This is a genomic window from Verrucomicrobiaceae bacterium, from assembly GCA_016713035.1.
GTDB lineage: Bacteria > Verrucomicrobiota > Verrucomicrobiia > Verrucomicrobiales > Verrucomicrobiaceae > Prosthecobacter.
Genome location: JADJPW010000002.1, coordinates 240,009 through 265,840, shown reverse-complemented (window position 1 = coordinate 265,840; position 25,832 = coordinate 240,009). Strand labels below are relative to the sequence as shown.

29 protein-coding genes and 1 pseudogene are annotated in these 25,832 nt (G+C 57.4%); 21 read left to right on the top strand and 9 right to left on the bottom strand.

The window, feature by feature from the left end:
* The first annotated feature begins 30 nt into the window (after positions 1 to 30).
* From IPK32_08105 to IPK32_08020, 18 genes are all read left to right on the top strand, one after another.
* Positions 31 to 1,671, top strand: coding sequence for a fumarate hydratase (locus tag IPK32_08105; GenBank protein ID MBK8091934.1), 1,641 nt, complete (start codon positions 31 to 33; stop codon positions 1,669 to 1,671).
* A gap of 82 nt (positions 1,672 to 1,753) precedes the next feature.
* Positions 1,754 to 2,311 (top strand): RNA polymerase sigma factor, encoded by a 558-nt coding sequence (locus IPK32_08100; GenBank protein ID MBK8091933.1) that lies wholly within the window; start codon positions 1,754 to 1,756, stop codon positions 2,309 to 2,311.
* Positions 2,308 to 2,964 (top strand): hypothetical protein, encoded by a 657-nt coding sequence (locus IPK32_08095; protein MBK8091932.1) that lies wholly within the window; start codon positions 2,308 to 2,310, stop codon positions 2,962 to 2,964. The genes IPK32_08100 and IPK32_08095 overlap by 4 nt, the downstream gene beginning before the upstream one ends.
* A gap of 49 nt (positions 2,965 to 3,013) precedes the next feature.
* Positions 3,014 to 3,169 (top strand): hypothetical protein, encoded by a 156-nt coding sequence (locus IPK32_08090; GenBank protein MBK8091931.1) that lies wholly within the window; start codon positions 3,014 to 3,016, stop codon positions 3,167 to 3,169.
* Between the two features lie 46 nt (positions 3,170 to 3,215).
* On the top strand, positions 3,216 to 3,809 hold the full coding sequence (locus IPK32_08085; GenBank protein MBK8091930.1) for a caspase family protein: 594 nt from the start codon (positions 3,216 to 3,218) through the stop codon (positions 3,807 to 3,809).
* Positions 3,751 to 4,476: a peptidoglycan-binding protein gene (locus IPK32_08080; protein ID MBK8091929.1), complete on the top strand. Its 726-nt coding sequence runs from the start codon at positions 3,751 to 3,753 to the stop codon at positions 4,474 to 4,476. The genes IPK32_08085 and IPK32_08080 overlap by 59 nt, the downstream gene beginning before the upstream one ends.
* A gap of 50 nt (positions 4,477 to 4,526) precedes the next feature.
* The gene (locus IPK32_08075) at positions 4,527 to 5,300 is read left to right on the top strand and encodes a hypothetical protein (protein MBK8091928.1); all 774 of its coding nucleotides are present in this window, start codon (positions 4,527 to 4,529) and stop codon (positions 5,298 to 5,300) included.
* Between the two features lie 47 nt (positions 5,301 to 5,347).
* Entirely contained in the window at positions 5,348 to 6,127 is a 780-nt protein-coding gene (locus IPK32_08070) for a hypothetical protein (GenBank protein ID MBK8091927.1), read from the top strand.
* A gap of 95 nt (positions 6,128 to 6,222) precedes the next feature.
* Positions 6,223 to 7,050 carry a hypothetical protein gene (locus IPK32_08065; protein ID MBK8091926.1) on the top strand — a complete coding sequence of 276 codons (828 nt, stop codon included), beginning with the start codon at positions 6,223 to 6,225 and terminating at the stop codon, positions 7,048 to 7,050.
* 186 nt (positions 7,051 to 7,236) lie between these two features.
* Positions 7,237 to 8,064 (top strand): hypothetical protein, encoded by an 828-nt coding sequence (locus IPK32_08060; GenBank protein ID MBK8091925.1) that lies wholly within the window; start codon positions 7,237 to 7,239, stop codon positions 8,062 to 8,064.
* A gap of 240 nt (positions 8,065 to 8,304) precedes the next feature.
* Complete coding sequence (locus IPK32_08055) at positions 8,305 to 8,862, top strand: hypothetical protein (protein MBK8091924.1); 558 nt, start codon at positions 8,305 to 8,307, stop codon at positions 8,860 to 8,862.
* A 100-nt stretch (positions 8,863 to 8,962) separates the two neighbouring features.
* Positions 8,963 to 10,357 (top strand): caspase family protein, encoded by a 1,395-nt coding sequence (locus IPK32_08050; GenBank protein ID MBK8091923.1) that lies wholly within the window; start codon positions 8,963 to 8,965, stop codon positions 10,355 to 10,357.
* A 190-nt stretch (positions 10,358 to 10,547) separates the two neighbouring features.
* Positions 10,548 to 11,282, top strand: coding sequence for an OmpA family protein (locus IPK32_08045; GenBank protein MBK8091922.1), 735 nt, complete (start codon positions 10,548 to 10,550; stop codon positions 11,280 to 11,282).
* Between the two features lie 223 nt (positions 11,283 to 11,505).
* Positions 11,506 to 12,141: an SUMF1/EgtB/PvdO family nonheme iron enzyme gene (locus tag IPK32_08040; protein ID MBK8091921.1), complete on the top strand. Its 636-nt coding sequence runs from the start codon at positions 11,506 to 11,508 to the stop codon at positions 12,139 to 12,141.
* 209 nt (positions 12,142 to 12,350) lie between these two features.
* A complete protein-coding gene (locus IPK32_08035; GenBank protein ID MBK8091920.1) occupies positions 12,351 to 12,863 on the top strand; it encodes an SUMF1/EgtB/PvdO family nonheme iron enzyme in 513 nt (170 codons plus the stop codon).
* Between the two features lie 38 nt (positions 12,864 to 12,901).
* The gene (locus IPK32_08030; GenBank protein MBK8091919.1) at positions 12,902 to 13,126 is read left to right on the top strand and encodes an SUMF1/EgtB/PvdO family nonheme iron enzyme; all 225 of its coding nucleotides are present in this window, start codon (positions 12,902 to 12,904) and stop codon (positions 13,124 to 13,126) included.
* A gap of 108 nt (positions 13,127 to 13,234) precedes the next feature.
* A complete protein-coding gene (locus IPK32_08025; GenBank protein MBK8091918.1) occupies positions 13,235 to 13,897 on the top strand; it encodes a caspase family protein in 663 nt (220 codons plus the stop codon).
* Positions 13,869 to 14,447, top strand: a complete 579-nt coding sequence (locus tag IPK32_08020) for a peptidoglycan-binding protein (GenBank protein ID MBK8091917.1) — start codon at positions 13,869 to 13,871, stop codon at positions 14,445 to 14,447. Before IPK32_08025 ends, IPK32_08020 begins: the two co-directional genes overlap by 29 nt.
* A 168-nt stretch (positions 14,448 to 14,615) precedes the next feature.
* Here the strand turns inward: IPK32_08020 and IPK32_08015 are convergent, their stop codons facing one another.
* The 4 genes from IPK32_08015 to IPK32_08000 all read right to left on the bottom strand — a co-directional run bounded on the left by IPK32_08015 (position 14,616) and on the right by IPK32_08000 (position 17,724).
* Positions 14,616 to 15,212, bottom strand: coding sequence for a transposase (locus IPK32_08015; GenBank protein ID MBK8091916.1), 597 nt, complete (start codon positions 15,210 to 15,212; stop codon positions 14,616 to 14,618).
* 117 nt (positions 15,213 to 15,329) lie between these two features.
* Positions 15,330 to 16,097, bottom strand: a complete 768-nt coding sequence (locus IPK32_08010) for an SUMF1/EgtB/PvdO family nonheme iron enzyme (GenBank protein MBK8091915.1) — start codon at positions 16,095 to 16,097, stop codon at positions 15,330 to 15,332.
* Positions 16,098 to 16,118: 21 nt separating this feature from the next.
* Positions 16,119 to 16,940, bottom strand: a complete 822-nt coding sequence (locus IPK32_08005; GenBank protein MBK8091914.1) for an SUMF1/EgtB/PvdO family nonheme iron enzyme — start codon at positions 16,938 to 16,940, stop codon at positions 16,119 to 16,121.
* 22 nt (positions 16,941 to 16,962) lie between these two features.
* A complete protein-coding gene (locus IPK32_08000; GenBank protein ID MBK8091913.1) occupies positions 16,963 to 17,724 on the bottom strand; it encodes an SUMF1/EgtB/PvdO family nonheme iron enzyme in 762 nt (253 codons plus the stop codon).
* A 406-nt stretch (positions 17,725 to 18,130) separates the two neighbouring features.
* On the opposite strand from IPK32_08000, the gene IPK32_07995 reads away from it, so the two are divergent.
* From IPK32_07995 to IPK32_07985, 3 genes and pseudogenes are all read left to right on the top strand, one after another.
* Positions 18,131 to 18,556 (top strand): hypothetical protein, encoded by a 426-nt coding sequence (locus IPK32_07995; protein ID MBK8091912.1) that lies wholly within the window; start codon positions 18,131 to 18,133, stop codon positions 18,554 to 18,556.
* A 319-nt stretch (positions 18,557 to 18,875) separates the two neighbouring features.
* Positions 18,876 to 19,322, top strand: a pseudogene (gene tnpA / locus IPK32_07990) (IS200/IS605 family transposase).
* A gap of 21 nt (positions 19,323 to 19,343) precedes the next feature.
* A complete protein-coding gene (locus IPK32_07985; GenBank protein MBK8091911.1) occupies positions 19,344 to 19,496 on the top strand; it encodes a hypothetical protein in 153 nt (50 codons plus the stop codon).
* Positions 19,497 to 19,664: 168 nt separating this feature from the next.
* Here the strand turns inward: IPK32_07985 and IPK32_07980 are convergent, their stop codons facing one another.
* From IPK32_07980 to IPK32_07960, 5 genes are all read right to left on the bottom strand, one after another.
* Complete coding sequence (locus tag IPK32_07980; GenBank protein MBK8091910.1) at positions 19,665 to 21,218, bottom strand: PDZ domain-containing protein; 1,554 nt, start codon at positions 21,216 to 21,218, stop codon at positions 19,665 to 19,667.
* A gap of 49 nt (positions 21,219 to 21,267) precedes the next feature.
* Positions 21,268 to 22,788, bottom strand: coding sequence for a trypsin-like peptidase domain-containing protein (locus tag IPK32_07975; GenBank protein ID MBK8091909.1), 1,521 nt, complete (start codon positions 22,786 to 22,788; stop codon positions 21,268 to 21,270).
* Between the two features lie 705 nt (positions 22,789 to 23,493).
* Positions 23,494 to 23,745 (bottom strand): helix-hairpin-helix domain-containing protein, encoded by a 252-nt coding sequence (locus tag IPK32_07970; GenBank protein ID MBK8091908.1) that lies wholly within the window; start codon positions 23,743 to 23,745, stop codon positions 23,494 to 23,496.
* Between the two features lie 365 nt (positions 23,746 to 24,110).
* Complete coding sequence (locus IPK32_07965) at positions 24,111 to 24,758, bottom strand: hypothetical protein (protein ID MBK8091907.1); 648 nt, start codon at positions 24,756 to 24,758, stop codon at positions 24,111 to 24,113.
* A gap of 27 nt (positions 24,759 to 24,785) precedes the next feature.
* Positions 24,786 to 25,784: a TIGR02597 family protein gene (locus IPK32_07960; GenBank protein ID MBK8091906.1), complete on the bottom strand. Its 999-nt coding sequence runs from the start codon at positions 25,782 to 25,784 to the stop codon at positions 24,786 to 24,788.
* Positions 25,785 to 25,832: the final 48 nt, after the last annotated feature.

Below are 25,832 nucleotides of genomic sequence, written 5' to 3'. Positions count from 1 at the left end.
CCGCGAAACCGCTGCTAGCTCACGGAAGCCATGCCAACCCCCGCTTTCCACTACCAGCCCCTCCTCGAACTCGGCACCGATGACACCGAATACCGCCTGCTGACGAAGGAACACGTCCGCGTCGAAAAGATCGGCGACAAAGAGCTGCTCGCCGTCGATCCCGAGGCGCTCACGCTGCTGGCGAACCAGGCCTTCCACGACATCAATTTCTTCCTGCGCCCGAAGCACCTCAAGCAGGTCGCCGCCATCCTCGATGACCCCGAAGCGAGCGAGAACGACCGCATGGTCGCCCTCACGATGCTCAAGAACGCCGACGTGGCCTCCGCAGGCCTGCTGCCGTTTTGTCAGGACACCGGCACCGCCATCATCATGGGCAAAAAAGGCCAGCAGGTCTGGACCGGCGGCGGTGACGAGGCCGCGCTCTCGAAGGGCGTCTATCTCGCCTACACGGAGAACAACCTGCGCTACTCGCAAAACGCCGCGCTGAACATGTTCGACGAAAAGAACACCGGCACCAACCTGCCCGCGCAGCTCGATTTGTATGCCACCGATGGCGACGCCTATAAATTCCTCTTCATCGCCAAAGGCGGCGGCTCGGCGAACAAAGCCTTCCTCTACCAAGAGACCCGCGCCGTGCTCAATCCGAAGAGCATCGTGAAGTTCCTCAGCGATAAAATGACCTCGCTCGGCACCGCCGCGTGCCCGCCGTATCACCTGACCTTCGTCATCGGCGGCACCTCGGCCGAATCGACGATGAAACACGTCAAACTCGCCTCCACGAAGTATTACGACGGCCTGCCCACCACCGGCAACGAACACGGCCGCGCCTTCCGCGATGTCGAACTCGAAGCCCAGATGCTCCAGGCCGCCCGCGAGTGCGGCATCGGCGCCCAGTTTGGCGGCAAATACTTCGCGCTCGATGTGCGCGTCATCCGCCTGCCGCGTCACGGCGCCTCATTGCCCATCGGCATCGGCGTTTCCTGCTCCGCCGACCGCCAGGCGAAGGGCAAGATCACACGTGACGGCGTCTTCATCGAGAAGCTCGAAACGAACCCGCTGCAATACATCCCCGAGGAGCTGCGCCACCGCAAAGACACCAACGCCGTGCGCATCGACACGAACCGCCCCATGGCCGAGATCCGCGCCGAGCTCAGCAAGTATCCCACCACCACGCGCCTCCTCATCAACGGCCCCATCATCGTCGCCCGCGACATCGCGCACGCGAAGCTCAAAGAGATGCTCGATGCCGGCAAGCCGCTGCCCGATTACTTCAAAAATCACCCCGTCTATTACGCCGGCCCCGCCAAAACCCCCGCCGGCATGCCCAGCGGCAGTTTTGGACCTACCACCGCGGGCCGCATGGACAGCTACGTCGATCTCTTCCAAAGCCACGGCGGCAGCATGATCATGATCGCTAAAGGAAATCGCGGCCAGCAAGTCACCGACGCCTGCAAAAAGCACGGCGGCTTCTACCTCGGCAGCATCGGCGGCCCTGCAGCCATCCTCGCCAAAGAGAACATCAAAAAAGTCGAAGTCGTCGAGTTCCCCGAACTCGGCATGGAAGCCATCTGGAAGATCGAAGTGGAGGACTTCCCCGCGTTCATCTTGATCGATGACAAGGGGAACGACTTCTTCCAGACCGTCGGGCCGGGGTGCTCGGTGAAGCATTGAGATTCAAGATAGCTGCAGAGGACAAAATCATGAAAATTAAAGTTGTGGCTGCATTGTAGTTTTGTGGTGTGTTCGTCCTGACATGATTGACTCTGGCTCACCTTCACTTGCCAGCCTCCGCGCCAATGATTCCCGTGCGTGGCAAGCGGCTTATCCGCTGCTGTGGCAGGCGGCTTTGGCGGCTGTTTATGCGGTGCTGGGGCCGGTGAAGGCGGATGCGGAAAACATCGCGGCGGATGTGTTAGCGCGAGAGGTCGTTCCCGGTGTTTTGCGCCCCCAGACAGATTCCTTCAATCAAATTTCCAGCTTTGACGATCTACTGGGGATGACACGCAGCATTGCCAGAAACCGGGCCATTGATTTCATCCGCCGTTCCGCACGGCGGCCAGAGGTGCTCATGGATGAGCTGCCGGACATCCCGGCCGCTAGCGCCAGTGGGGCAGGCCCAGACCTTATGGAGATGGTGCAGCGCCACCTCCAGCCGCCAGATCCAGAGCTGTTTCACGCCCGCTTTATCCTGGGCCACACCACGCGGGAGATCGCCGCCCTGCGCGGCATGAGTCATGGCACCGTCGTCAGCCGCTTTGCCCGTGCTCTGGAAAAACTACGTCACTTGCTGCGGGAGGAACTGGAATCATGAATGCCCCACTGAACATGTCAGATCGAGAACGCGAACTGCTCACGCTGGCTGCGCTAGGTGAGTTGACGCCCGAAGATCAGCTTGCGTGGCAGAACCTCATTGAGTCACGTCCAGAGCTGCGGACCGAGGCCGCTGAACTGCAATCTCTCACCACTCGTCTCGCCTTCGCAGGCTCCGAAATGCCTGCGCAGGTTCTCCGGCGGCTGGATGAAGCCCGCTCCGAGCACGTTGTTCACGCTTTAGCGTGTCCGCCGGATTCCCAGAGCACGCTAAAGCGTGAACAACGTACGGGACAACGTACAGCCACCCGCTGGCGGAGCTTCAGCCTCATCGCCATGCCGCTCGCAGCGGCCGTGGTGCTGGGCTTTTTCTTCCTCCAGGAGCAGGGCTTGGCACCTGATCCAGGCTTCAAATCCGGCCCCGTCTCCTTCCCTGAGCAGGCCGTGCAGTGGATCGCCCCGGGGCCAGAGACCCGCTTGCTCCAGCCCACGCTGATGTGGAAAGGCACGCCCGGAAAAACCTACTCCGTCCAGATCACCGATAGCACCGGGAAGGTGCTCGCCAGTGCCAGTGATATCCAGTCTCCATGGTTGGTGGAGACGCCTTTGCCAGTGGGTGCTAGGTTGACGCTAGAGCCTGAGCGCCACGGGTGAGAAAGCTCCCCATACCCATCTCTTCCAGGTTCTTCCTGGGGCCGCACCTTTGAGCGCCGATCTCCTCGCTCAAATGCAGGCGCTAGCCGCCGCAGGAAACAAAACCGACGCCCTCATGCTCCTGATGCGCCTGCCGGAGGATGCCCTCAGCCCGGAGGCGTACGCTGAATGGAAGAAAAAACTCAGCCCAGACGCAATCAAATAGATCTCGCCAACGATTCATCTTCTAGATAGCCTCATTTCCCTTAGCCATGAAAGCCACACTCCTGCTTCTCTGTCTCACCTTGACCACCCACGCCGCCGAGCGCATCGCCCTCGTCATCGGGAATGATGCTTACCAGCACGCACGGAAGCTAAATACCGCCGTCAATGATGCCACGGCGGTCGCCGCCAAACTGAAGCAACTCCAGTTTGACGTCATTTCCTTGCCGAATGCCGGAGTGGAGCAGATGCTCACCGCGCTGGAGAGTCTCAAAACCAAGGCCGCTGATGCCAGAGCCGTGCTGGTTTATTATGCCGGGCACGGCATCGAGAGTGATGGGGCCAATTACCTCGTGCCTGTGGACGCCAAGCTGGAGCGTGAGATTCAGGCTCAAGACTCAGGCCGTGAGCCTGGACAATGTCTTGGACGAGTTGAAGCGCATCAATGTCCCCGCCCGCATGGTCATTCTCGACTGCTGCCGGGACAATCCACTGGAAGGCCGCTCTTGGCTGGCCACCCGCAGCGCAGGAGGTGGTGGTGGTTTGGGTGCCCTGGCACAGGATACGTTGAGCGAGGCCACCCTCGTGGTCTATTCCGCCAGCCCAGGCAAGCCAGCCTTGGATCGCGTCGAGCAGGCAGATGACCACAGCCCCTTTACCAGTGCGCTTCTGGCAGAGATGCCAAAGCCCGGCGTGCATTCCTTCGAGATGTTTGGCCGCGTGGAGGACACGGTGATTCAAAAGACCAGTGGCCGCCAAGCGCCCCGCATTTTTTACAACGGCAGCACCCAACCCTTCCGCAACTTCATCTTCACGCCTGAAACCGCAGCCCCCATCGCCGCAGCGGACACGCCCCCCGCACCTGCTGCGCAGCCGATGCCTCAGCCGCCCAGCGTCGTTTCCAGCCCTCCCTCCACAGCACCACAGCCCGCCATACCAACGCTGCCCGCCAGTGGCTACTTTGATCTGGATGCCCTCTACCTCTCCGGCCCCTACGCCGCCTACAATCGCTACTCCCGCAGCCAGATCCTCAAACAAGCCCAGCAGAAGCTCAAAACCGCCGGCCTCTACACCAGCACCCCCGATGGCGAGTCCGGCCCCGGCACCCAGCGGGCGATCTTGGCTTATCAGCAAGCTCAAAATCTACCACTCACTGGCAAGCTAGACTCCGCCACTCTGGAGAGCTTGGGATTGAGCGGGCAAAGCCAGATGAGTGTCCCGGGTGATCATGAAACCGAGTGTAAGACCAACAACCTCAAGGCCGCGTCCGGCCCAAGTCGCGCCAAAGACCACAGGTCCTCGTTCTATTGATGACATTCTTTTCGGCCGCTGAAATCATCACGCTTATTCCATATACCACCATGAAGACTCCAGTCCCATATCTGAAAAAAAACAGCCTCGTTATTTTGTGCGCAGCACTCATGTGCCAATGCACCTCACCTGACCTCGCTAAACACGGCAAACCGCTCGTCAAAGATGGAATGCTGTACTATCAACCGGTGCAGCTTGAAACGGAGATTGCGAGAAACGTCAAAAAGTTTCTCGCTCTCCACAAAGCCAGCCAGATGACCTGCGTTTACACGGGCAGTGTCACGAAATCAAAAGATGTCAGCCCATCTCAATTTGACCCATCCCAACAAAGAATGGGCATAGTACGAGTCGAAAAAGTGTATCAGTTGGGCGGCGGCCCTTTCATGTGCTCCAAGGATGAGGTTGTCGGCCTTGCCGCCAGCGCTTGGGTTAATGGACAACGGACAGATAATCTCACAGCTGCAGGGGTGGCGGGCAATTTATATGCTATCCAGAGCGATGGCGGCAGAGTTTTAAAAAGAAACGGTGAAACAGTTCTTCTGTTCAGTGGAATGATCGAATTGCTGCCGACAGTTTCATTCCGAGTCTCCGATTCTTTCGGGCCATTTTCCATAAAGGCCAACGCCATCAGCGAATTTGATCCTGTTTCCCAAACTCGTGTTAGCTGTGCAAAATTCCGCCATTCAAGCCGTGCTCATGCGGGTGAGATGGTGCAGGAAGCACTAATCTGCGACGAGGTTCCTGGCAGAGTGCTTACCCTTACCGAAAAAACGCACGATCTTCAAAAGATCGAGCTTCGTTTGGCCAGTGTGACTTATCGGTGACCAAATGGTTTCAGCTACTCCCTTTATCGTACAAACTATACAAACTCATGAACACTGATCCCTCCCGTCGCGAATTTGTCGCACTATCATTAGCAAGCACACTTGGTTGCTTGAGTTCTTGTGTAGCGCCCAGCTCTTCTTCGCGTGCGCCTAATTTGGATTATTCGTATGATCAAAGCGGATTGCCATACGCCTTGAAAATTAAACCATTGAGACCTGACGTATTGACGCCCCTTGCCAAAAGTTTGGGAAGTTTTCTTGATGGGTCAGGGCGCACCTCAGTATCCACAGTCTATTCGGGTCTCCTTAGCGCCTCCAAAACGGACGGCGTGATGATTGTGAATTCTGACAACCGACGCATGGGATCATTGACTGTCACCTATACATGGAGGTTACCCGCCTCTGGCTTGATCGGTGTCAACGTGAAAGCTAAACTCAATGGACAACCCCTCGTTGAATTACCCATGCCGTTTAGTTGGCCTCAAACACCAATTCGCTTAAGCACAACGGGAATGTTCGCCTTTGTCGAATACAATAGTGGAATGAATGCGCCGGAAATTCCTTTCACAGCCTCGAACAGCGGAGAGACATTTAAGCTCAAGTTTATGGGGGATCAGTGGGTATCGGCCTTGGGGCGACAAGTGCCAGTGTGGAATTGGAAACATGTTTCCAAGTTGGCGAATAGGGGCGGCCAATCAGTCAACACAACCTATGATACAATGCTGAGCCCCAAGGTTCCAGGGCAGCTACTATCTTATTCTTATCACAAAGAAATTAATGGTAAGTCCATAGAGTCCTCAACTGGGCAATTGGTAAGCGTTTCTTAGATTCTGTGAATCGTGAGAAAGATGGCGCTAGTCTCCCCAATGTCACCTATCTTTGATCCCCCAGTTTTCACTTAGAACCTATTTCATACAAATTCATGAACACTGACCCCTCTCGCCGCGAATTCCTCACACTGGCCAGTCTCGGTCTTGCCGGAGTCATTCCTGGATGTACTACCAACCAATCCGCGCAGGCGGTGTCAGATTACAAAATTCACATCATTGGGGACTTGGTGCCGGTGAAGTTCTGCAAGGCCGCCAATGAAGCATCAGCATCTGGTCTTATTACTCCTCTAGGGGGCAGCATTGAGCGTTTTTTAGCTAAATCAGGTGGCAAGTCAGTCACCGTAGTTTTTGTGGGAAATTTTGTCACTTCCAAACAATTGCATAACCACTCTCTGCCAACTTATGATCCGAGTCAGCAGCGCTCAGGTGTTCTCCAAACCACAATTACCTACACCGCAGCCAAAGCAGGAAATTTTTCTGTGAAAGCCCATCAAACCCTCAATGGAGTGCCGTGTCAGACCAGTGGCTTTTTTTCGGGCCTTGCCGCTCCATTTTTTATGTTTGATGATGCCTATGGGGTGCCAATTCGATTCGAGAGTCCTGCTCACGGTTGCATGATCAATAACTCTACAGGTGTTGGCTCTCCGGAGATTTCATTTTCTTCCACTGTTGGTCCGGAGGTTTTGAAACTCAGACCCGCAGGCAGCAAACACGTTGTTGCGCTCGGTCGGAGCGTGAACGTCTGGAACTGGAAGCTAAGCACACGCAATACTAACCGAAGCGACCAGCCCGTGCGCCAATTCTATGACACTATGCTGAGCACCGAGATCCCAGGCCAACTCGAATCCTACTCATATCGCTACGAGGTCGGCGGCGACCTGATCGAATCGTCCACCGGTCAACTAGCCAGCATCCGCTAGCCGCCAGCCAGTCCGTTCCATTCATTCGTTGCTCACGCTTTAGCGTGCTCTGATGCCGCTCGGAGCACGCTAAAGCGTGAAGAACAAACTCAAGCCTCCGCCCTTCAAAGTATCGATCTTCGATTGGTCAGTGTGACTTATCGGTGACCAAATAGTTACAACCACACCCTACATTACCTCAAACTCATGAACACGGATCCCTCCCGCCGCGAATTCCTCGCCCTGGCAAGCCTCGGGCTTGCCGGAATCATTCCTGGATGTGCCACGACTCAATCTGCGAGCGACGGGGGAGCACTCAAGATTGATATGAGTTTAGCGCCTAGCATGTTCTGCAAACCTGTTATTGCCGCAGCAACATTAGCGGAACTCACCACACCGCACGGTGGCAGTATTGAACGTCATTTGTCGAAATCAGGCGGCAAGTCGGTCACTGCCGTTTATACAGGCAGCCTTGTCACATCCAAACAAGTTGGTAGCAACATGCTGCCTGCTTCTGATCCAAGAAACCAACGCGCAGGCACCCTCCAAACGACCATCACCTATTCTCTTACAAGACCAGGAGTTTATGGTGCCAGGGTCCATCAAACGTTGAACGGCATTCCTTGTCAGGTGGGCGGATTTTTTGGTGGCTTAGTTGAGCCGTTTTCCTGGTTTCAAAATATCATCATGGGAAACATGCCTGTCCGACTGCACTCACAATATGGATGCTTTATCGACACCTTCACAGGCATTGGGGCACCTGAGGTTTCATTTTCTGGCTCTGCCAGTGGCTATGCCCTCAAACTTAAACCAGCAGGCAGCAGACTGGTTGCTGCGCTCGGCCGAAGCGTGAACGTCTGGAACTGGAAGCTCACCAATCGCGACACCAATCGTTTAGGTCAGTCTGTGCGCACGATCTATGACACCATGCTGAGCACCGAGATCCCAGGCCAACTCGAATCCTACTCATATCGCTACGAGGTCGGCGGCGACCTGATCGAATCGTCCACCGGACAACTGGTCAGCATTCGCTAACCGCCAACCAGGCTGTTCAATTTGTTCGTTGTTCACGCTTTAGCGTGCTCTGATGACGCTTGAGACACGCTAAAGCGTGAACAACGTACTCAAGCCTCCGGCCTTCAGGGCGATTCCTGCGCGGGAGGGCAATTTCGGCATCCTGCCCTCCATTGATTCTCATTCGGAAATAAATGGGCTCATTCGACCGCAGCGATTCATGCAATCAAATCAGCCGCCCTGTCGATTCAGTAGTCAGCCATGAAACGCTTCCTTCTCTGCCTCCTTCTTCCCACTGCGACACTCATCGCCAAGGAGACCACCTTCGCTCCACCCGCACAGCCAGCGGAATACTCAGCCAGCAAGGCTTTAGCGGACTTGGCATCTCCGGCTGAAGTCGCGGCCATGCAGCGCCTCCGCTCCTGGAGCCTGCATCAGTCGTTTGGCGATGCGCAGGAAAACAAGGCAGCCCTGGAGCAGCCACGGAATGCCCTCGCTCTCTGGCTGGCACTGTCCACCCATGCGATTGAGGTCAAGGCCACTTCGCCAGCCGAAGCCTGTGATCTACTGAACCATCTGCATCGCCAAAAAGCGCTCAGTGCGGCCACGGTGGCTTTCTTCTCCCAGCTTTGGCATGACAAAGCCCCACAGCCGCAGCGTGCCGCCGATTTCCTGCGTGGCTGGCTGCAGGAGCAGGCGGTGCCAGCTCTCAGTGCCGCAGAAACCGCTGCGATCCAAGCCGCCATCCGCGCGGGATGCACCGCACTGAGTTGCTTTGAGAAAAATTCACCCGCTGTGCAATCACCCCCCAAGCCCTGACGATCCAGAAGTACGTTGTTCACGCTTCAGCGTGATTCCCCGCCTCCCAGAACACGCTAAAGCGTGAACAACAAACGAGTTCCCAATCCTACGCAATCCCATGAAACCGCTCCTCCTCACCCTCGCACTTCTCACCGCGCCGCTTCACGCCGCGCAGTATGCCGTGATCGCCACCGTCAATGACTACCCTGGCACCGCCAACGATCTCAAAGGCTGCAACGCCGATGGCGATGCCATGGCGCAGATCCTCACCAGCCGCTTCGGCTTCCCAGCGGCGAACATCCTGCGCCTGAAGGACGGTGAAGTTACCACGCCAGCGCTGCGCAAGGCCATCGCCGAACATCTCGTGGGCAAAGCGCAGCCAGGCGATGCGGCGGTGCTTTTTTACTCCGGCCACGGCACCCAGGTGCCCGACATGGATGGCGATGAGCGTGACGATGCCGACGAGGCTCTCTGCACCGTCGATATGACCGCCACCAGCCCGGACTCCTGGCTCAGCGATGACGTGCTGCGCAGTGACTTCTCCAAGCTCAAGACCAACCGTCTCACCATCATCCTGGAGTGCTGCCACTCTGGCACCGGCACACGCGGCGTGGAGAGTGATGCCGCCGAGGGTGGCAAATACCTCGACCTCGGCTTTGGCCGCCCGCAGGAAATCTACCGGAATCTCAGCATCAGCACTGCCATGAAGGCCCCCACAACGAACACCCAGCACGTCCTGCTGGCCGCCTGCGCTTCCCACGAACTGGCACGCGAGGACGGCGTGAAAGGCGGCTACTTCCGCCTCGCTCTGGAAAAAGCCCTCAGCGAGCGCGGTGAGAGCGTGCCGCTGGAGAAGCTCTACGAGCCCATCCGCAGTGACATCACCCAGCGCATGAGCCGCACGTCGAACCCGAAGAAGCAGACCCCACAGATTGAGGGCGACGCCCGCCTCAGTCTGAAAGACCTGCTCGGACCCACCGCACCCGCAGGCACGCCGCTGGCCCAGCCTCCGGCTCCACAACCGCCCGTGATCCTCGCCAATGCCGCCTCACTCGCAGGCGATGTCGGCATCACTCTCACCACGGACAAGACCGACTACGTCGTCGGTGAGCGCATGAGCGTGACCCTTAAGCTCGCCAAAGACGCCCACCTCCGCCTCTACTACACCGATGGTGAGCAAAAGAGCTACCTCATCTTCCCCAACAAATTCCACCCCAGTGACGAAGTGAAGGCCGGTGAGGAAATCAAGCTCCCCAGCGCCGGAGCCGCCTTCGCCTTTGAGATGACTCACCCCCAGGATCGCGGCCCCGCGCCCGTCAGTGAGGTGCTCACCGCCGTGGCCTCCACCGCAGGCTTCTCCGACACCCGCAGCCTCCAGTGGGGAGCCTTCAATTTCATTGAATGCACCGGCCAGCGTTACCATGAGATGATCACCCGTGGCATCGACATCAAAGCAGAGCTTCAGCCCGGCCGTGCCACCACCATCTACCGCGTGCGCCCGAAGAAACCCTAAACCGTACGTTGTTCACGCTTTAGCGTGTCTCTCGGTACGTTGTTCACGCTTGAGCGTGCCTCCCCGACTCCCAGAACATGCTAAAGCCTGAACAACAAAACCAACCCCAAGAAGCCAGACTCCACATTCCTTCATTCCCCGACTCCCACTCCCCAGAACACGCTCAAGCGTGAACAACGTACTCAATCCTATGAAAACGCACCTCCTCCATTCGCACGCTCTCGCGTGCCTTCTCCTCCTCACCACGGCTGCCCTTGCCAAAGACGGCGAGTTCAAAATGCCCGCCGCCCCCGCAGGCAAAAGATCATCCCCGCCGCCGAACTCACCCGCGCCTGGGATGAGACACGCTCCCCTGAATGGCCCCGCCAGTGAGAAGCGCACCACCCGCATCAGTGACGAGCACCTCCGCACCCTCCGCGCCAGCGGAGCCGACCGTGGGATCAGCGTCGTGCCAGATGGTCAGGGGCAAAACCAAATCACCGTCACGGTGAATCCCGCCAGCAGCATCACCTTCCAGAACATTCTCTTCAAACTCAACTCCACCGAGCTAGCCGATGACACCTCCCGCCAGCAGGTGGAGCAGATCGCCCAGGCCATCAAGACCGCCACGGGCAAGACCTTCGTGCTGGAAGGCCACACCTGCGATCTCGGCACCGACGGGCATAATCTCACCCTCTCCGAGCGCCGCTCCGCCGCCATCCTTCAGATGCTCAGCACACGCGGCGTCACTGCCACCCAGCTCCTCCCCCCTCGGCTTTGGCGAGTCCAAACCCGCCGTCCCCAACACCTCCGACGCCAACCGCGAGGAAAACCGCCGCGTCGTCATCTCCCTGCGGCAGTGATCGTCTGTGTACGTTGTTCATCGTACGTTGTTCACGCTTTAGCGTGCTCAAAGAACCCCCGCACCAACCTCCAGACACGCTAAAGCGAGAACAACGTACCCACATAGAGCGTGACGAGCACGATCATCTCATGATAAAACTTGGCCGCCCAAAAATGCCCAGGCTCCTGCTTCAGCATTAGAACCATGAAACCACTCCTCCTCCCCCCTCACCGCTATCACGCTCCTCTGCCACTGCGCCGCCCCATCCGGCACCAGTGGCGGCAACAAGGAGGCTCTCACCACCGCAACAAAAGAACAGCCGTTCGTGAATTCCCTCGGCATGAAATTCGTGCCGGTGGCGGGGACGAACGTCCTTTTCTGCACGACGGAAACGACGGTAGCGCAGTATCAGGCGGCGGGTCTGGGTTATGAGGCACCGCAGTTTAATCAAGGGGGTGATCACCCGGCGGTGAATGTGTCCTGGAACGATGCCAAGGCTTGGTGCGCTTGGCTGAGCAAGGTGGAGGGCAGGAAATACCGTCTGCCCACAGATGCGGAATGGAGTGCAGCCGTGGGCAGCAGCACCTACCCCTGGGGCTATTCCTGGCCACCGCCGAATAACTGCGGAAACTATCCTGGGCAAGAAATGCGATCATGCACCCCTGCGGAGAGAGCTATTTTATTTAAAGGCTTCGATCTCATCGGAGGCTTCAGTGACCGGCACAAATTCACGGCTCCCGTGGGCGCTTACCCCGCCAATACTTACGGTTTGCATGATCTTGGCGGGAACGTGTGGGAGTGGTGTGAGGAAAAGCTTCCGGGTAGCTCCAGCTCCCGCATACTCCGCGGCGGCTCCTGGTTCGGTGACTTTCGGAACTTCTTCGCTTCTTCGAAGCGCATTGGTGCTACACCCATCGGCCGCAACTTCAGCTATGGCTTCCGTTGTGTATTGGTGCGGTAAAGTACTGCGCTCTGGGCTGGGTGGGCTTGGGGTTCGTTGTTCACGGTTCGCTTCGCGGCTTCGCAGCAGCGTGCTCAGGAAACGCCACCGCCACCGCCAGACATGCTAAAGCATGAACAACGTACCCACATACAGCGTGACGAGCACCATCATCTTATGATAAAATTTCTCCGCCACCAATTCCCAATTCCTTCCGCCTCACCCGAAACATGAAACCACTCCTCTTCTCCCTCACCACCCTCACACTCCTCTGCCACTGCGCCGCCCCATCCGGTGGTGGCAGCAGCGGAAACAATGCCGCCCTCGCCTCCGCCACGAAAGAGCAGCCGTTCGTGAACTCTCTCGGCATGAAGTTTGTGCCCGTGCCGGGGACGAATATTTTGATGTGTACCACCGAGACAACGGTGGCGCAGTATCAGGCGGCGGGGATGGGTTATCAGGCTCCACCATTCCCTCAGGGATCGAATCATCCGGCGGTGAATGTCTCCTGGAATGATGCCAAGGCGTATTGCGACTGGTTGAGCAAGAAGGAGGGACGAAAATACCGTCTGCCGAGCGATGCGGAGTGGAGTGCGGCGGTGGGAGCGAGCGCGTTTCCCTGGGGCAACTCGTGGCCTCCGCCGAACAACTGCGGTAACTACATGGGACAGGAACACAAAAGCAGTTCAGCGTCAGTCGCCTTTTTCAGTCGCTTAGTTATGAGAGAGGGATGCTGGGCGTGATTGGCGGGTTTAGGGATGGGCATGTATTCACAGCGCCTGTGGGCAGTTATGTGGCCAACGGATTGGGTGTTCATGACCTAGGAGGCAATGTGTGGGAATGGTGCGAGGACAAGCATCCTGTTGTGTCTGTCGCCCGCGTGTTGCGCGGCGGTTCTTGGGACGTTGATGGGCGCGAGTATCTTGCGTCTTCCTTCCGCTACGGCTTCTCCCCTGCTGGCCATCGCCCCTACGATTACGGTTTCCGTTGTGTGTTGGAGCAATGACGTTCTGCGCCGTGTGCTGGCTGGGCTTGGGGTTCGTTGTTCACGTACTTTCCCCGCAATCAAAAAGCACTGGCCGTCGATTCATCTCCTGACTATCCTCCCCTTGCCATGAAAAGCCTCCTCGCCGCCCTTTCCGTATTTGCTGTCTGTTCCGCTGGGCATCTTCACGCCGCCGAGCGAGTGGCCCTCGTCATAGGCAATGACGCCTACCGTCATGCGCGACCGCTGAAGACCGCCGTGAATGATTCCAGCGCCGTGGCCGCCACGCTGAAGAGCCTGGGCTTTGACACCATCACCGCCAGCAATGCCGGACTGGAGCAGATGGTGGATGCGCTGGAAAAACTCAGGCAGCAGTCCGTCGGCGCACGGGCCGTGCTGGTCTATTACGCCGGGCACGGCATCGAGGCCCAGGGCGGGAACTACCTGGTGCCGGTGGATGCCAAACTGGAGCGTGAGATCCAGCTCAAAACCCAGGCCGTGAGCCTCTCCGACGTGCTGGAGGAGCTCAAGCTCATGGCTGTGCCTGCCCGCATGGTCATCCTGGACTGCTGCCGGGACAATCCCCTGGAAGGCCGCTCCTGGCTGGAAACCCGCGCCTACGGTGGCGGTCTGGCCACTCTGGCGGAGGACTCCTTGCAGGAGGCCACGCTCGTCGTCTATGCCGCCAGCCCTGGTAAACCCGCGCTGGATCGCGTGAGCGGCGCGGACACACAGCCCTTTCACCCAGGCGCTGCTGGACGAATTGCCCCAGCCCGGCGTGCATTCCTTTGAGGTCTTTGGCCGCATCGAGGAGCGTGTGCTGCGCAGCACCGACTCCCGGCAGAAGCCCCGCATCTTCTACAACGGCAGCACGCTGCCCTTCCGCAACTTCACCTTTGCCACGGCTGTTGCTCCCGCCCCTGCGCCCGTCATGCCCGTCGTCGTACAGGCACCTCCCGCTCCGGCTCCCATGCCCCAGTCTACGATCAGCGACGCCCCGCCACCCTCCCAGCCCACCGCGCCAGCGCTGCCCGCCAGCGGCTACTTTGATCTGGATGCCCTCTACCTCTCCGGCCCCTATGCTGCCTACAATCGCTACTCCCGCAGCAGCATCCTGGTGCAGGTGCAGAAGAAGCTGAAAGCCGCAGGCCTCTACACCAGCAGTGCGGATGGCGAGTCAGGACCCGGCACGCAGCGGGCCATCCTGGCCTACCAGCAGGCCCACAGCCTGCCCCCTCACCGGCAAGCTCGACACCGCCACCCTGGAAAGCCTAGGCCTCAGCGGCCAAAGCCAAATGACACCGCCCAAGCCCGCTCCACGGCCTCAAAGCGCCCCGTCTAAGCCCAAACCCCGCCCCCGGCCATCCGCCCCTCAGACGACTTCTTCAGGAATACCTGAGGCCGTGCGTTGTTCACGGTTTTGGGTACGTTGTTCACGCTTTAGCGTGTTCCGAGAGTTTTAGGACACGCTAAAGCGTGAACAACGTATATGAACAACGTTCCAGCTCCGTCAGTCATCCCAGCCTGCTCCATAGTCCAGCACCGGGTAGCTCTTCCATACCCGCACGGCCTCCTCACGTCCCACAGCAGCCAGATAGTCGCTCGCACTGCTGTAGGGCCAGTCCTGCCAGCCCTTCGCCCAACCATGCTTCACCGGATTGTGATGGATGTAATTCAGCGTAGCCCAGAAATGTGCATCGCCCCGGATCTCCCGGTCTGCCGGAGCGCACCAAACCTTCCGCCCACGCTGCCCGTCCTCGCCATTCCAAGCAAAGGAGCAGCGCCCATGCAGTTGACCCAGCGCAGACATGACTTGCTTCAAATCCGGCACATCCACCAGCAGGTGGTAATGATTCGGCAGCACACACCACGCATGAGTCTCAGCCCCGGCCTCATCCAAGGTCCTCAGAAGGTCCACGCTGAAAGTGCCCATCCGCTCCGTGCTCGCACCCACGATCTCCGCATGCTCATAGCAAGCCGCCGTCAGATGAAACCGACCCGGTCCCTCGACAAAATGCGGCGGGCTATGCCAGGGTCGGTTCAGTTGCTGCCGCCACGCCAGCAGGGTGGCCTGGTCATCCTGGTTCAACTTTCTCCAGCGATACATGAGGGTGGATTCAATAGATTCCTTCTGCACGCTTCAGCGTGCAGATTGAGATGTTGTTCACGCTTTAGCGTGTTCAGACAACGCCCGCAACACGCTGAAGCGTGAACAACGTATCAATTACAGCTCCACCACCACCCTGAAGCCATTGTCATTGATGGTGTGATTGACGGGGTCACTGTTGTAAACTCGCGATGAAGCCACATTTCCACGGCTGGCACTCAACCAGGAGCCACCGCGTATGATTTGGCCGTAAACACTCTGATTGCTGCACAGCTCCCAGACATTGCCTCCCAGATCGTGAAGACCCAGACTGTTCGCCGGATAACTGCCCACTGGAGCCGTGAAGATGTGTCGGTCACTGAAGCCGCCGACGATGTTGATGCCTTGGTAAAGCAGGGAACGCTGCGCAGCCGTGGAGCCACGCATCTCCTGCCCGGCATAGTTCCCACAGTTGTTGGGCGGCGGCCATGCAGAGCCCCAAGGGTATTCAGAGGTGCCGACAGCCGAACTCCATTCCAGATCCGTCGGCAGGCGATACTTGCGCCCTTCCACCTGTGAAAGCCACTTGCACCACTTCGCCGCAGTGTAGGAATTAATGTTCACCGCCGGATGATTCGCTCCCTGGGCAAACTGAGGAGCAGGGTTTCCGAGGCCTGCTGCCCGGCACTGCGCCACGGTCGTCTCAGTGGTATACATCAAGATATTAGTGCCGGGGACAGGAACGAACTTCATGCCCAACGAGTTCACGAAGGGCGCGTCCTTGGTGACTGAGGAGAGATTGGTTTTATTGCCATTGCCACCACCAGACGGAGCAGCGCAGGAGGAAAATAGCACAAACAACGTACCAATAGAGCAGGCTGAGCAAATGATCAGGGGTGATTTCATGATCGGAAATGGAATTGACTTTCACTTCATGACTACACAACGAAAGCCGGAGTCTCGGGCACCATATCGAGTCCCAGGTCCTAAGCCGTAGGAAGTTAAGAGTGTGTGGCGAATAGACGAGTACAAGAGCCACCGCGACACACCCCGAGCGTCCCAAGACAAAACGGATGGTAGCTTATCCTCACACCACTCGCGCACATTCCCAGTAAGATCATGGAGCCCCAGTTGGTTCGCTGGGTAACTGCCCACGGGCGAAGTGAACTTGTGCCGGTCAATGAACCCACCGATGAGCAATGCACTTGCTCCACCGGGGTACTTAATACCAAGGGGGTCAAGTAGCCCGTTGTTAATCTGAGATCGCTCCGCAGGCGTATGGCCTCGCATTTCCTGCCCAGCGAGGTTCCCACAGTTGTTGGGCGGCGGCCACTGATTGCCCCACGGATAAGTCCCGCTCCCAACCGCCGCACTCCACTCTGCATCCGTCGGCAGGCGGTACTTCCTCCCCTCTTTCTTGCTTACCCAAGCACACCAGGCTTTTGCGTCATACCAGTTCATCCCAACCGCCGGATGGTTGCTGCCTTGAATGAACGTCTGTGCCTGATAGCCCAGTCCTGCCCCCTGATACTGAGCCACCGTCGTCTCGGTGGTACACATCAAGATGTTCGTTCCAGGCACCGGAACAAACTTCATGCCAAGCGAGTTCACAAACGGCTGTTCTTTCGTAACGGCGGCGAGAGGGGCTTTGTTACCGCTGCCACCAGCAGACGGAGCTGTGCAGGAGGACAATACGACAAGCACCGCACCAACCGAGCAGACTGAGCAAAGGATCAGGGATAGTTTCATGATTCAGAATTGGGGTTCACTTTCACTTCACCACAACACACCGGAAGCCATATCCACCAATAGATTTCCCAATAGACCCGACATCGAAGCGACCCGAGCACGCCAGATTGATCTGACCTACACTGTACCAAGAGCCACCTCGCATCACGCGGTATTCACCTTGTAAATCAGGGTGCCTATCTTCACACCACTCCCACGCATTGCCGCCCAGGTCATGCAGGCCGTAGCCATTCGCGGGGTAGCCCCCCCCCGTGGAAGTGAATTTGTGCCGGTCACTGAACCCGCCGATCAGCGAGTAGCCTTTGAACAAAAGCGCCTGCTCCGCCGGCGTAGAGCCGCGCAGCTCCTGCCCAGCATAATTTCCAACGTTGTTCGGCGGCGGCCAGGAGTTGCCCCAGGGGTAGGTGCTGCCGCCCACCGCTGCGCTCCACTCCGCATCCGTCGGCAGACGGTATTTCCGTCCGTCCCTCTTGCTCAACCAAGCGCACCAAGTCTTCGCGTCGTTCCATGACACATTCACTGCTGGGTGGTTGCTGCCTTGAGGAAACTTCGGAGCCTGATAGCCCAGTCCAGCCGCCTGATACTGCGCCACGGTCGTCTCGGTGGTGCACATCAATATATCCGTCCCTGGCACCGGCACGAACTTCATGCCCAGCGAGTTCACGAAGGGTGCGTCCTTCGTGGCCGACGGGGCACCGCCGCCACCTGAGGTTGGGATGGTGCATTGGGATAAGAAGCAGGCGGCGGTCAAAGCAACGGTGAGCGTGAAGAGATGCTGTTTCATGAGGTGGAGTGTGAATCGTGCTTGAGTCTGCCAAAAGCCCTTTGGCTTGGCAATACATCAATCGAACGCGCCTGCTCTTTGATTGCATGAAGTCAGCTTTTCACCTTTCAGCGTACGTTGTTCACGCTTTAGCGTGTCTGGAGAGTGCCCTGAACACGCTAAAGCGTGAACAACGTATTTCCAAACCGCACGCTAAAGCGTGAACAACGTATTTCAAACCGCACGCTGAAGCGTGAACAACGTATACAGAGCGTGCAATCAGATTTCCGCTGCCAGCGATTCACCCTGGAGCAGCCATGCTGCCGGCTCCACCTCACCACACCTCCTCAACCAATCCCTAAACACGCTAAAGCGTGAACAACGTACCCAAACCAACCCTTCAAGCGTGAACAACGTACTGCCCCCCATGAAAACACCTCTTCTCCTCCTCCTAAGTCTCCTCACCCTGTCCTCCTGTGCTCACCGCGATGGCTCGCAGCTCCAATCTGCCCTGCCGGGCACGCAGATGCGCAGCGGAGACATCCAGCTCGACCTACGCACCGACAAGCCCCGCTACCGAGCAGGCGAAAAAGTGAGCATCACGCTCAAGAGTGACCAGCGCTGCCGGGTGAAGCTCTACAGCCTAGACGCCCAAGGTCAGCGCACGGAGATCTGGCCGCGCCCCCGGCGACCGGGCCACCACCCTGGCTGCTGGACAAACCCTGACTCTACCACCTGCCAATGCCACCTGGGACCTCAAAGCCAGCGAGCCACGCGGGACCAATACCCTAGTGGCAGAGGCCCACACATTGCCAAAGGCCGCCCGCCCTGCTACCCCAGCCAGCACAAGTAGCTCCCCCTATTTCCAACTTCACGGTGGCGGCTGGAAAGGCATGACCGTGGAACCCAAAAAAAAGCCGGCCCCAGAACATGCATTTCAACAAAAACGTTCTGGTGAAGTCCGCTGGCTCTACGAAGTAAAGTGAAGTACTACTCTAGGCATGCTTGTTGCCTGCCAGACCCGCGCGTGCCCTTCTCGCGCCCTTCCAGGGCGCGTTTCGTGTTTCGTGGGCGTTGTCCGGTGGTTTCACCACCGGCTCATTTCTGGCGTGCCTCCGGCACGGGCACCGAATTCGCGATTGCCATCTTACATCCATCTGAAATCCTCCCGCATGGCCTCGACGCATCTCTCGTTGCATTACCATCTCGTGTTCAGCACGAAAAACCGGGAACCCTGGCTCTCACCGACGCATCGGCAACGCGTTCACGCATCCATCGGCGGCATCATCCGAAGCATGGACGGCGTGGCGCATGCCGTGGGCGGCACAGGCGATCACCTCCACATCGCTGCTGGCCTACGGGCGACACATTGTCTGGCGGATGTGATGCGGTAGGTGAAGAGCGAGTCCTCACGCTGGATTCACGAGGAACTGCGGCTGGCGGGCTTCGCGTGGCAGGAGGGCTACGGTGCCTTCACTTTCGCGGCACCGGATCTGGAGGCGGTGCGGGCGTATGTTTTCAACCAGGAGGAGCATCACCGCATGAAGACATTCCAGGACGAATACGTGGCTATGCTGAAACGCGGCATGGTGGCGTATGAGGAGCGGTTTTTGTGGTAGCGGGGACTCAATCGATTTTTGATGCTGGATGAAGAAATCGCCGATCTACGCCGCAAACGCAAAATGCGCCAAATGACGGTGGAACGCGTCTTTAAGCGTGATCACAAGATCAAAGCCCGAAATCGCGAAGACCGCCGCGAGATCGAAAACGACCTGAAGCCAAACCGCAGGTAGTACGGGCAGTGGAGCGGGTGAATGGGGTCTGCGTCATTGGTGATCGGCATAGACCATGCAGCATCGTGATCTTTGATTTCCAACAGATTCAAGGAGGCCAGCGGATTCCTTCTGAAGCCAATCTGCTGGCCTCCCTGAATCTGTTGGGAAAGCCTTTCAGCCCAAGTCCTACTCCAGCCGCTGGAGGCTGGGGATGCGGTACATGCCACCACGGAGGCTCTGGTTATCACGCTCGACGGCTTGGGCATCGAGATGGAGGAAGTGGGGGTAATCATCGAGCTCGATGATGTGGGTGGGGCCTTGGATGGCTTTGAAGGCGGCAGAGAGGTCGTTGAGATCGGCGATGACTTTGCCGTTCACTTTATTGACGACGATGCCGCCGAGTTGGTCATAGCCCTGCACGCTGGGCGTGGGGAGGACGAGGGAGAGGAAGACCAGCTTTTTGCGGCCTGCCCCCTCCAATTCGTCTGGATGACGGGCGATGTGGTCGAGACGGAGGAGGGAGGGATTTTCCTCCTGGCCACCGAAGGCGTCGAGATAGGGGCGTGAGAGCTCCTGAAAGAGCAAGCCGCCCATCAGGACGTAGCGTGGGCCTTTGTCAAAGCGGTACGGGGGCACGAGGTAGTCGTCTGCTGCTTTGCGGGCCAGCTTGCCGCTGAGGGTGAGGGGCTTGCCTGCACGGATGACCTGGAGCTCGAACTGATCCCCGATGTAGCCACGGCCACGCACGAGGTGACTGGCACTGAGTGGGCCATAGACGGGGTCACGGTAGTCGCCGCGTGCGTCGATGTTTTGGCCATTGATGGCGAGGAGGATGTCGTCTTTTTTGAGCCCGGCACGCTCGGCAGAGCCACCTTTGACGACGCCGGTGATGAGGACGCCTGGTGACTCTGGAGCGAGGCCGATGAACTCACGCAACTGCTCATCGAGGGTGAACTGCAGTTCCATGCCGAGTCCAGGAAAGCCCTGGTATTCACCATCGGCGTAGTCTTTGAGGAAGTGCTGGATGATGGGCCCAGGGAGGATGGTGGTGACCTGGTTTTTCGAGTCGTAGGTGAGGAGTAGGCCTGCGAGCTTGCCGTCTTTGATGAGAGGGAGGGTGAAGCTATTGGCCTCGCTGCGGATGATGCCGGTGGCCTCGTAAACGAGGAAGCTGGAGCCTTCGACATTGTAGCGGCGGACGAGCACTTTGCTGATGCGCAGGGGTGTCTCGATGAGGTCGCCTACGCGGCCCGTTTGCCAGACGGCTAGGGTGTCACCGATGCGTGCGGTGGCATCGATGGCCATGGGGCGCAGCGTGGCGAAGAAGGTTTTTGCCTTGGCTTCATCCATGACGGCCTCAATGAGGGCGAGATTGGCCTCGTAATCGACGGCGAGGACTTTCGCAGGGGCTTTTTGGCCGCTCTCGGGGAGCTCGAGCTCGATGTAGGTGGCATCAGCGACGAGCTGGGCTGTGACGAGGACGCGGTTCCCCTGTAGCACGACGCCGAGGCCACGGCTGTTCACGGGAGACTGCTTTTGCCAGGGCAAGTGGAGGTCGTAGGGCTGGGAGGTGACATTGACCTTCAGCAGTGAGCGTGGCTGAGATGGTGCGGCGGGCCGTGCAGCCACGACGGGGGCGGGGGCTGCTGCGGGTGCCTTTTTGCTGCCGGACTCCGGCGTCTGTGCAGCGGAATGGGTGAGAGCGGCCAAAAGGATGCCGAGGGTGAGGATGCGCTGCATGGGCGTGAATCAGTTTTTTGAAAAGTGGGCAGACAGATGGATGCGTGGACTATTCTTTGCCTAGGAAGTGGTCTTCCTGGATGTTGTAGGTCTGCATGATGCGTGGATGGGCACTCTCAGCGAAGACTCGCTTCAGGATGAGCGGACGGCTTTTCTCATGCAGTCGGATCTCGATGAAGGGCTTGTCTTTCTTGGAGAGTGCGGTCTGCACATCGGCGAGGGTTTTGATGGGCATGCCGTTGATCTCTTCGACGATGCCGGGTGCGTAGGGGGCGATCCAGGTATTTACTTCATCGGGGAGGATGCTGGTGAGGACGACGGGGTCTGGGCGCTGGACGTAGAGCTTGTCCGTGAGGTAGCGCTCAAAGATGTAGTTCACGGAGGAGTCGCGGATCTGGTGTGCATCGACGAGATTGCGATCGAGCGGCTGAAAGACGAGGCCGGCATAGACGACGTAGCGCGGGCGCTGATTGTACTGGGAGCCCAGCTTCACGTAGGGGTCGAAGCGCTTGAGCTTGGTGCTGGCGCTTTGTTTTTTGCCTTCACGCATGTAGCTGATCTCGATGGTGTCGCCTGCGTATTTGCGCTCGGCGATCTCGTTCATGTTCACGAGGTCGCCTTCGATACGGACGAGACCGTTGTTGAGGACGGGATTGCCGTCGATGGCGAGCAGGACGTCCCCTGGGCGGAGGATCTCGCCCAGACTGCCCTGCGGCTCAGAGTCACCGATCATCACGCCGATCCCGTCATCTGCCAGCCCCAGGGCGTGGCGCTGGGCAGCATTTTGGATGGCGAAATCGCTGACGGCGAGGTCCACGTAGTGATCGTAGTGGCCGTCTTCGATGTCTTTGAGGAAGCGGCGGATGACGGGCACCGGGATCATGTAGCCGACATTTTGTGCGGTGCGGCCTGTGAGGCCCTGGAAGGCGACGCCGACGACCTTTCCATTTTGCACCACCGGGCCGCCCGAGTTCCCCGGATTGATGGCGGCATCCACCTGGATCGAAAGGTGGGAGTCCACCCCGGTGTGGCTGTATGGGCGGAAGTCGATGCGGGAGACGACGCCACGAGTGACGGACATACGGTCTCCACCGATGGGGTAGCCGACGGCGATGACTTCTGTATTCAGGCGCGGGATACCGCCGAAGGTCATGGGCTGGAGCTTTTCAAAGGGCGTGCCGTCTTCCGCCTCGATGAGGGCGAGGTCGCAATCATGGGCGATGTGGACGATGCGGGCCGGGTGAGGCTTCGGATCATCGCTCGTGCGGATGATGATGCGGGTGCCATTGCTGACGACATGGGCATTGGTGAGGAAACGGTTTTTGCCGATGAGGAAGCCCGTCCCCGTGCCGGAGGAGGGCTGGCCTGCGTTCCAGGGCTCGCGGTAATCTGGGAAGAGGAAGGAGACCTCGATATTGACGATGCCCGCCCATTCATTGGGGGCCTGCGCGGCTACGACAGGTTCCCCGACAGGTAGTTTCACGGGCTCCTCGTCCTGTGCCTGCAGGATGCCGGTGGGCAGAAGCGTCGCAGAAAAAAGCAGGACTTGGGCGAGATGGAGTAGTTTCATTCGTGGGCCGTGTTAAACGCTATCTTTACATGCTTCTTGGCATGATTCAGGGCATACGCAAGAAACAAGGATTTAAGTGCCGCTGACCCAGAGCTTACAAATGAAAGGGCGGACTGAACCTGGAGCCCATTCAATCGATCACAGGATTTGCCGTGGGCGGAAAAGCCAGCGCGGCGCGGATTGATTGAGGGTTGAAGAACAAACGATTGCTGATTGTTGAGGTGTTTTGTCCTCCGCAGCAGCCGGTTTGGTCCCCGAAAATCAACCATCGAGTGAGCCAATTCCGAAACCTCTGTGTTTCTCGGTGCCCTCTGTGGTAGGCCAGGGGCGATCTCCATTGGGATACTTCGCGTCGTGAGGTTTTGTGATTTTTTAACCGCTAATTCGACGCTGACCCGACGCTAATCCCAAACCAAAAATCAGCGTTAAATGAGCGTCATATAAGCAGTTTAGATTCCCCATCTTCTTCTCATGAATTCACAAATCATGATGAAGCGAAACATAATCTGATGGGCTTCTCTGTGTTTCTCGGTGCCCTCTGTGGTAGGCCTGGGGGGATTTACCACAGAGCACACGGAGAAGCACAGAGATTCAGAGGGTTTTGCAACTGGCTTGAATGATCATCCACCGTCATTCCAATAGGTGCTCACTAACTTTTTGAAAGCGTCCAGGTCCACTCCCCTATTACATTCGTAGAGCTCTACTTCATCGTTCTGAAGGTGGGAAGACTGGCTTGCCGAAGCGGAAGCGCGTGGGCAGCGCCTCTGCGCGGATGAGGGGCTCAAGGCGCTCCAGCAAATGGGAACCGATTCCCTTCACTTCCGCGAGGTCTTCCACGCGATGAAACGGACGTTTTTTCAGGATCGCTTTTGCCAAAACGGGGCCGATTCCAGGCAGCGCCACGATCTGCTGCTGCGTGGCCTGATTGATGTCCAGGCGCTGAAGATAACGCTGCATGAGCTGGCGGTGCCGCCCCACCTCCGTCTCGCTGAACACCCAGAGTGTCAGAAACGCCAGTGTGACGATGGCCAAGACACTCCACCACACTGGCACGTGCTCACTCCCTTGCCGTGGCAAGACCGCCCAAGTGCGCAGACGTCTCTTTTCCTTGTTCATCTCCTTGGCTCAGTCATAGCCGAAATAGAGTTAACCACACTTTCACAAGACGATCTCGGCTAGGCACCTGATATTTTCCAGGCTAGACGAGCTGACCTCGAAGCACACATTGGGATAGCGCAAAGACCCAAAGATAAGCGGTTAGCAAGGCGTTGCCAAAGCCCAACAATAAAATCCTGAGGCTTACTCGGCAGTTGCCCCATCGGCTAATTGCGACGGCGACGAAGCAGGCAGCCAAACAGACCCGAAGCGGCGAAAATAATCCGTGAAGGCTCTGGAGCTGCTGACGCAGCGGAGAGAGTACTGTATGAAGGTTGCGCCCCAGATCCAAAGTCAAAGGAGAAGGATCCAGTGTTTCCCCAAAGAATCGTTCCATTCCCCCCTCCTCCCGACAGGTCTAAAATTGCATCCGCGGAAGTATTTGGATCTTCCGGTATTGTAAAACTATGCTTTGCAATTAGAAGTTCAGTTGAAGCACTTAAGGTGGCAGCATTGCCAATTAAAGTATACGCACTTTTGCCAACAAAGGGACTAAGCGCAGGCGTAGCTGCTCCAGCCACACCTTGATACGCACCAGGTGCGACCCAAGTAATCTGAGAACCAAGCTGCGCGAAAGCCGTGCTACCAATAATTGCCGAAAACGTGCTTGGACTCATGGCCATTAAGTCCGCGTCAGTTAGACCTGTGAAGTATCCTAACGCTACAAAGGTATTATTGAGTAAAGTACCAGTGCTATCCGAAATGCCATTGGTGTGAGGTGCATCGCTACCAACGTTGGTAACTGTAATTGTTGCTGCATGCACAGAGGCAGTAATGCCAGTTGCTAGGATTAGAGCTACAAGTCTCGATTTCATATGTAAATTTAGAAATGTTAGAAACATTTAGAGAGAGCTGTAGGCAGCGTCAGGCGTGAGTTTAAGATTTGTGTTGCCACCTCGGCGTTGAATAATGAACCCCGTAGTTAGTGCCGTGCTGCTAGCATCAGTGTTACCAGTGTTTACATTTTTCCAACCAGCAGTAAAGGGGAAAGTAGCCGTTGCATAAAAGTACTTGTCATATGCACCGGAACTATTTGGAAGCCAAACAATATCTGCGCTCGCTGCATTACCATGCGTTAGGAAAGCAGATAGTCCGCAGTTGCCTAACGTAGCCAAGGCAGGAAACGATCTCTCCACATAGTTATAGCCCGTAAAAATCGGTATCGTTGTGGGACTAGTCTTCACTGCACCCGAAAATGTTAAGGCCAGATCAGTCACTTCGCGGCGCTGTATCAACATTGCTTCGTGGTGATAAACTGGAGTATTGGCAGCATTAGTGTTACCTGTATTGACATTTTTCCAACCAGCCGTGAATGGAAAGGTGGCTGTTGCATAATAATACTTGTCAAAGGTTCCACTTCCATTCCCAGTTGATAACCAAATGATGTCGGCGCTAGCTGCATTTCCTGCTTTGATTCCTGATGAGTTAGAGGCACCAAATATGTCTGCTAACGTTGGCAAGCTAAATACCTGATAGGAAGCGCCACCAGAAACAGTGGCGGTAAGATCGCTGTCCACAGTAAGCTGATTGGTAGCAACTGATGTCACGTTCGCCCAAAGCCCAGCACCACTGCCACTTGTGATTTCCACGACCAAGTTGGTCTGGCCCGTCAAAGCGGTGGAAAGATTGACATCGGCATCGGTAATTGAGGTAGCCGAGAGTGAATCCAAAACGCCTACTACTAATGCGGGTTTTAGGAAATTAACCCCTACAAGATTGAAAGCATTGGCTTTCAAAGTCACCGTCTGAAATCCAACCGGTTTAGTTGTCGCCTGGCCGAAAACGCTCGGGGCGGCGAGGAGGGCGGCGCTGAGGATGGAGAGTGGGAGTTGAAGTTTCATGACTAGGAAAGAGTGCGGTTTCAGACAATATATCCCTGAATTCGGGAA

Coding starts and splice junctions, on each gene's coding strand:
- IPK32_08085 (MBK8091930.1), top strand. CDS start 3,216: ATGAAAGCCACACTCCTGCTTCTCTGTCTCACCTTGACCACCCACGCC.
- IPK32_07970 (MBK8091908.1), bottom strand. CDS start 23,745: ATGCAGCGTTATCTTCAGCGCCTGGACATCAATCAGGCCACGCAGCAG.
- IPK32_08010 (MBK8091915.1), bottom strand. CDS start 16,097: ATGAAATCACCCCTGATCATTTGCTCAGCCTGCTCTATTGGTACGTTG.
- IPK32_07980 (MBK8091910.1), bottom strand. CDS start 21,218: ATGCAGCGCATCCTCACCCTCGGCATCCTTTTGGCCGCTCTCACCCAT.
- IPK32_08060 (MBK8091925.1), top strand. CDS start 7,237: ATGAACACGGATCCCTCCCGCCGCGAATTCCTCGCCCTGGCAAGCCTC.
- IPK32_07985 (MBK8091911.1), top strand. CDS start 19,344: ATGCTGGATGAAGAAATCGCCGATCTACGCCGCAAACGCAAAATGCGC.
- IPK32_08070 (MBK8091927.1), top strand. CDS start 5,348: ATGAACACTGATCCCTCCCGTCGCGAATTTGTCGCACTATCATTAGCA.
- IPK32_08075 (MBK8091928.1), top strand. CDS start 4,527: ATGAAGACTCCAGTCCCATATCTGAAAAAAAACAGCCTCGTTATTTTG.
- IPK32_08065 (MBK8091926.1), top strand. CDS start 6,223: ATGAACACTGACCCCTCTCGCCGCGAATTCCTCACACTGGCCAGTCTC.
- IPK32_07995 (MBK8091912.1), top strand. CDS start 18,131: ATGAAAACACCTCTTCTCCTCCTCCTAAGTCTCCTCACCCTGTCCTCC.
- IPK32_08105 (MBK8091934.1), top strand. CDS start 31: ATGCCAACCCCCGCTTTCCACTACCAGCCCCTCCTCGAACTCGGCACC.
- IPK32_08015 (MBK8091916.1), bottom strand. CDS start 15,212: ATGTATCGCTGGAGAAAGTTGAACCAGGATGACCAGGCCACCCTGCTG.
- IPK32_08050 (MBK8091923.1), top strand. CDS start 8,963: ATGAAACCGCTCCTCCTCACCCTCGCACTTCTCACCGCGCCGCTTCAC.
- IPK32_08005 (MBK8091914.1), bottom strand. CDS start 16,940: ATGAAACTATCCCTGATCCTTTGCTCAGTCTGCTCGGTTGGTGCGGTG.
- IPK32_07975 (MBK8091909.1), bottom strand. CDS start 22,788: ATGAAACTACTCCATCTCGCCCAAGTCCTGCTTTTTTCTGCGACGCTT.
- IPK32_07960 (MBK8091906.1), bottom strand. CDS start 25,784: ATGAAACTTCAACTCCCACTCTCCATCCTCAGCGCCGCCCTCCTCGCC.
- IPK32_08100 (MBK8091933.1), top strand. CDS start 1,754: ATGATTGACTCTGGCTCACCTTCACTTGCCAGCCTCCGCGCCAATGAT.
- IPK32_08025 (MBK8091918.1), top strand. CDS start 13,235: ATGAAAAGCCTCCTCGCCGCCCTTTCCGTATTTGCTGTCTGTTCCGCT.
- IPK32_08035 (MBK8091920.1), top strand. CDS start 12,351: ATGAAACCACTCCTCTTCTCCCTCACCACCCTCACACTCCTCTGCCAC.
- IPK32_08055 (MBK8091924.1), top strand. CDS start 8,305: ATGAAACGCTTCCTTCTCTGCCTCCTTCTTCCCACTGCGACACTCATC.
- IPK32_08000 (MBK8091913.1), bottom strand. CDS start 17,724: ATGAAACAGCATCTCTTCACGCTCACCGTTGCTTTGACCGCCGCCTGC.
- IPK32_08095 (MBK8091932.1), top strand. CDS start 2,308: ATGAATGCCCCACTGAACATGTCAGATCGAGAACGCGAACTGCTCACG.
- IPK32_07965 (MBK8091907.1), bottom strand. CDS start 24,758: ATGAAATCGAGACTTGTAGCTCTAATCCTAGCAACTGGCATTACTGCC.
- IPK32_08045 (MBK8091922.1), top strand. CDS start 10,548: ATGAAAACGCACCTCCTCCATTCGCACGCTCTCGCGTGCCTTCTCCTC.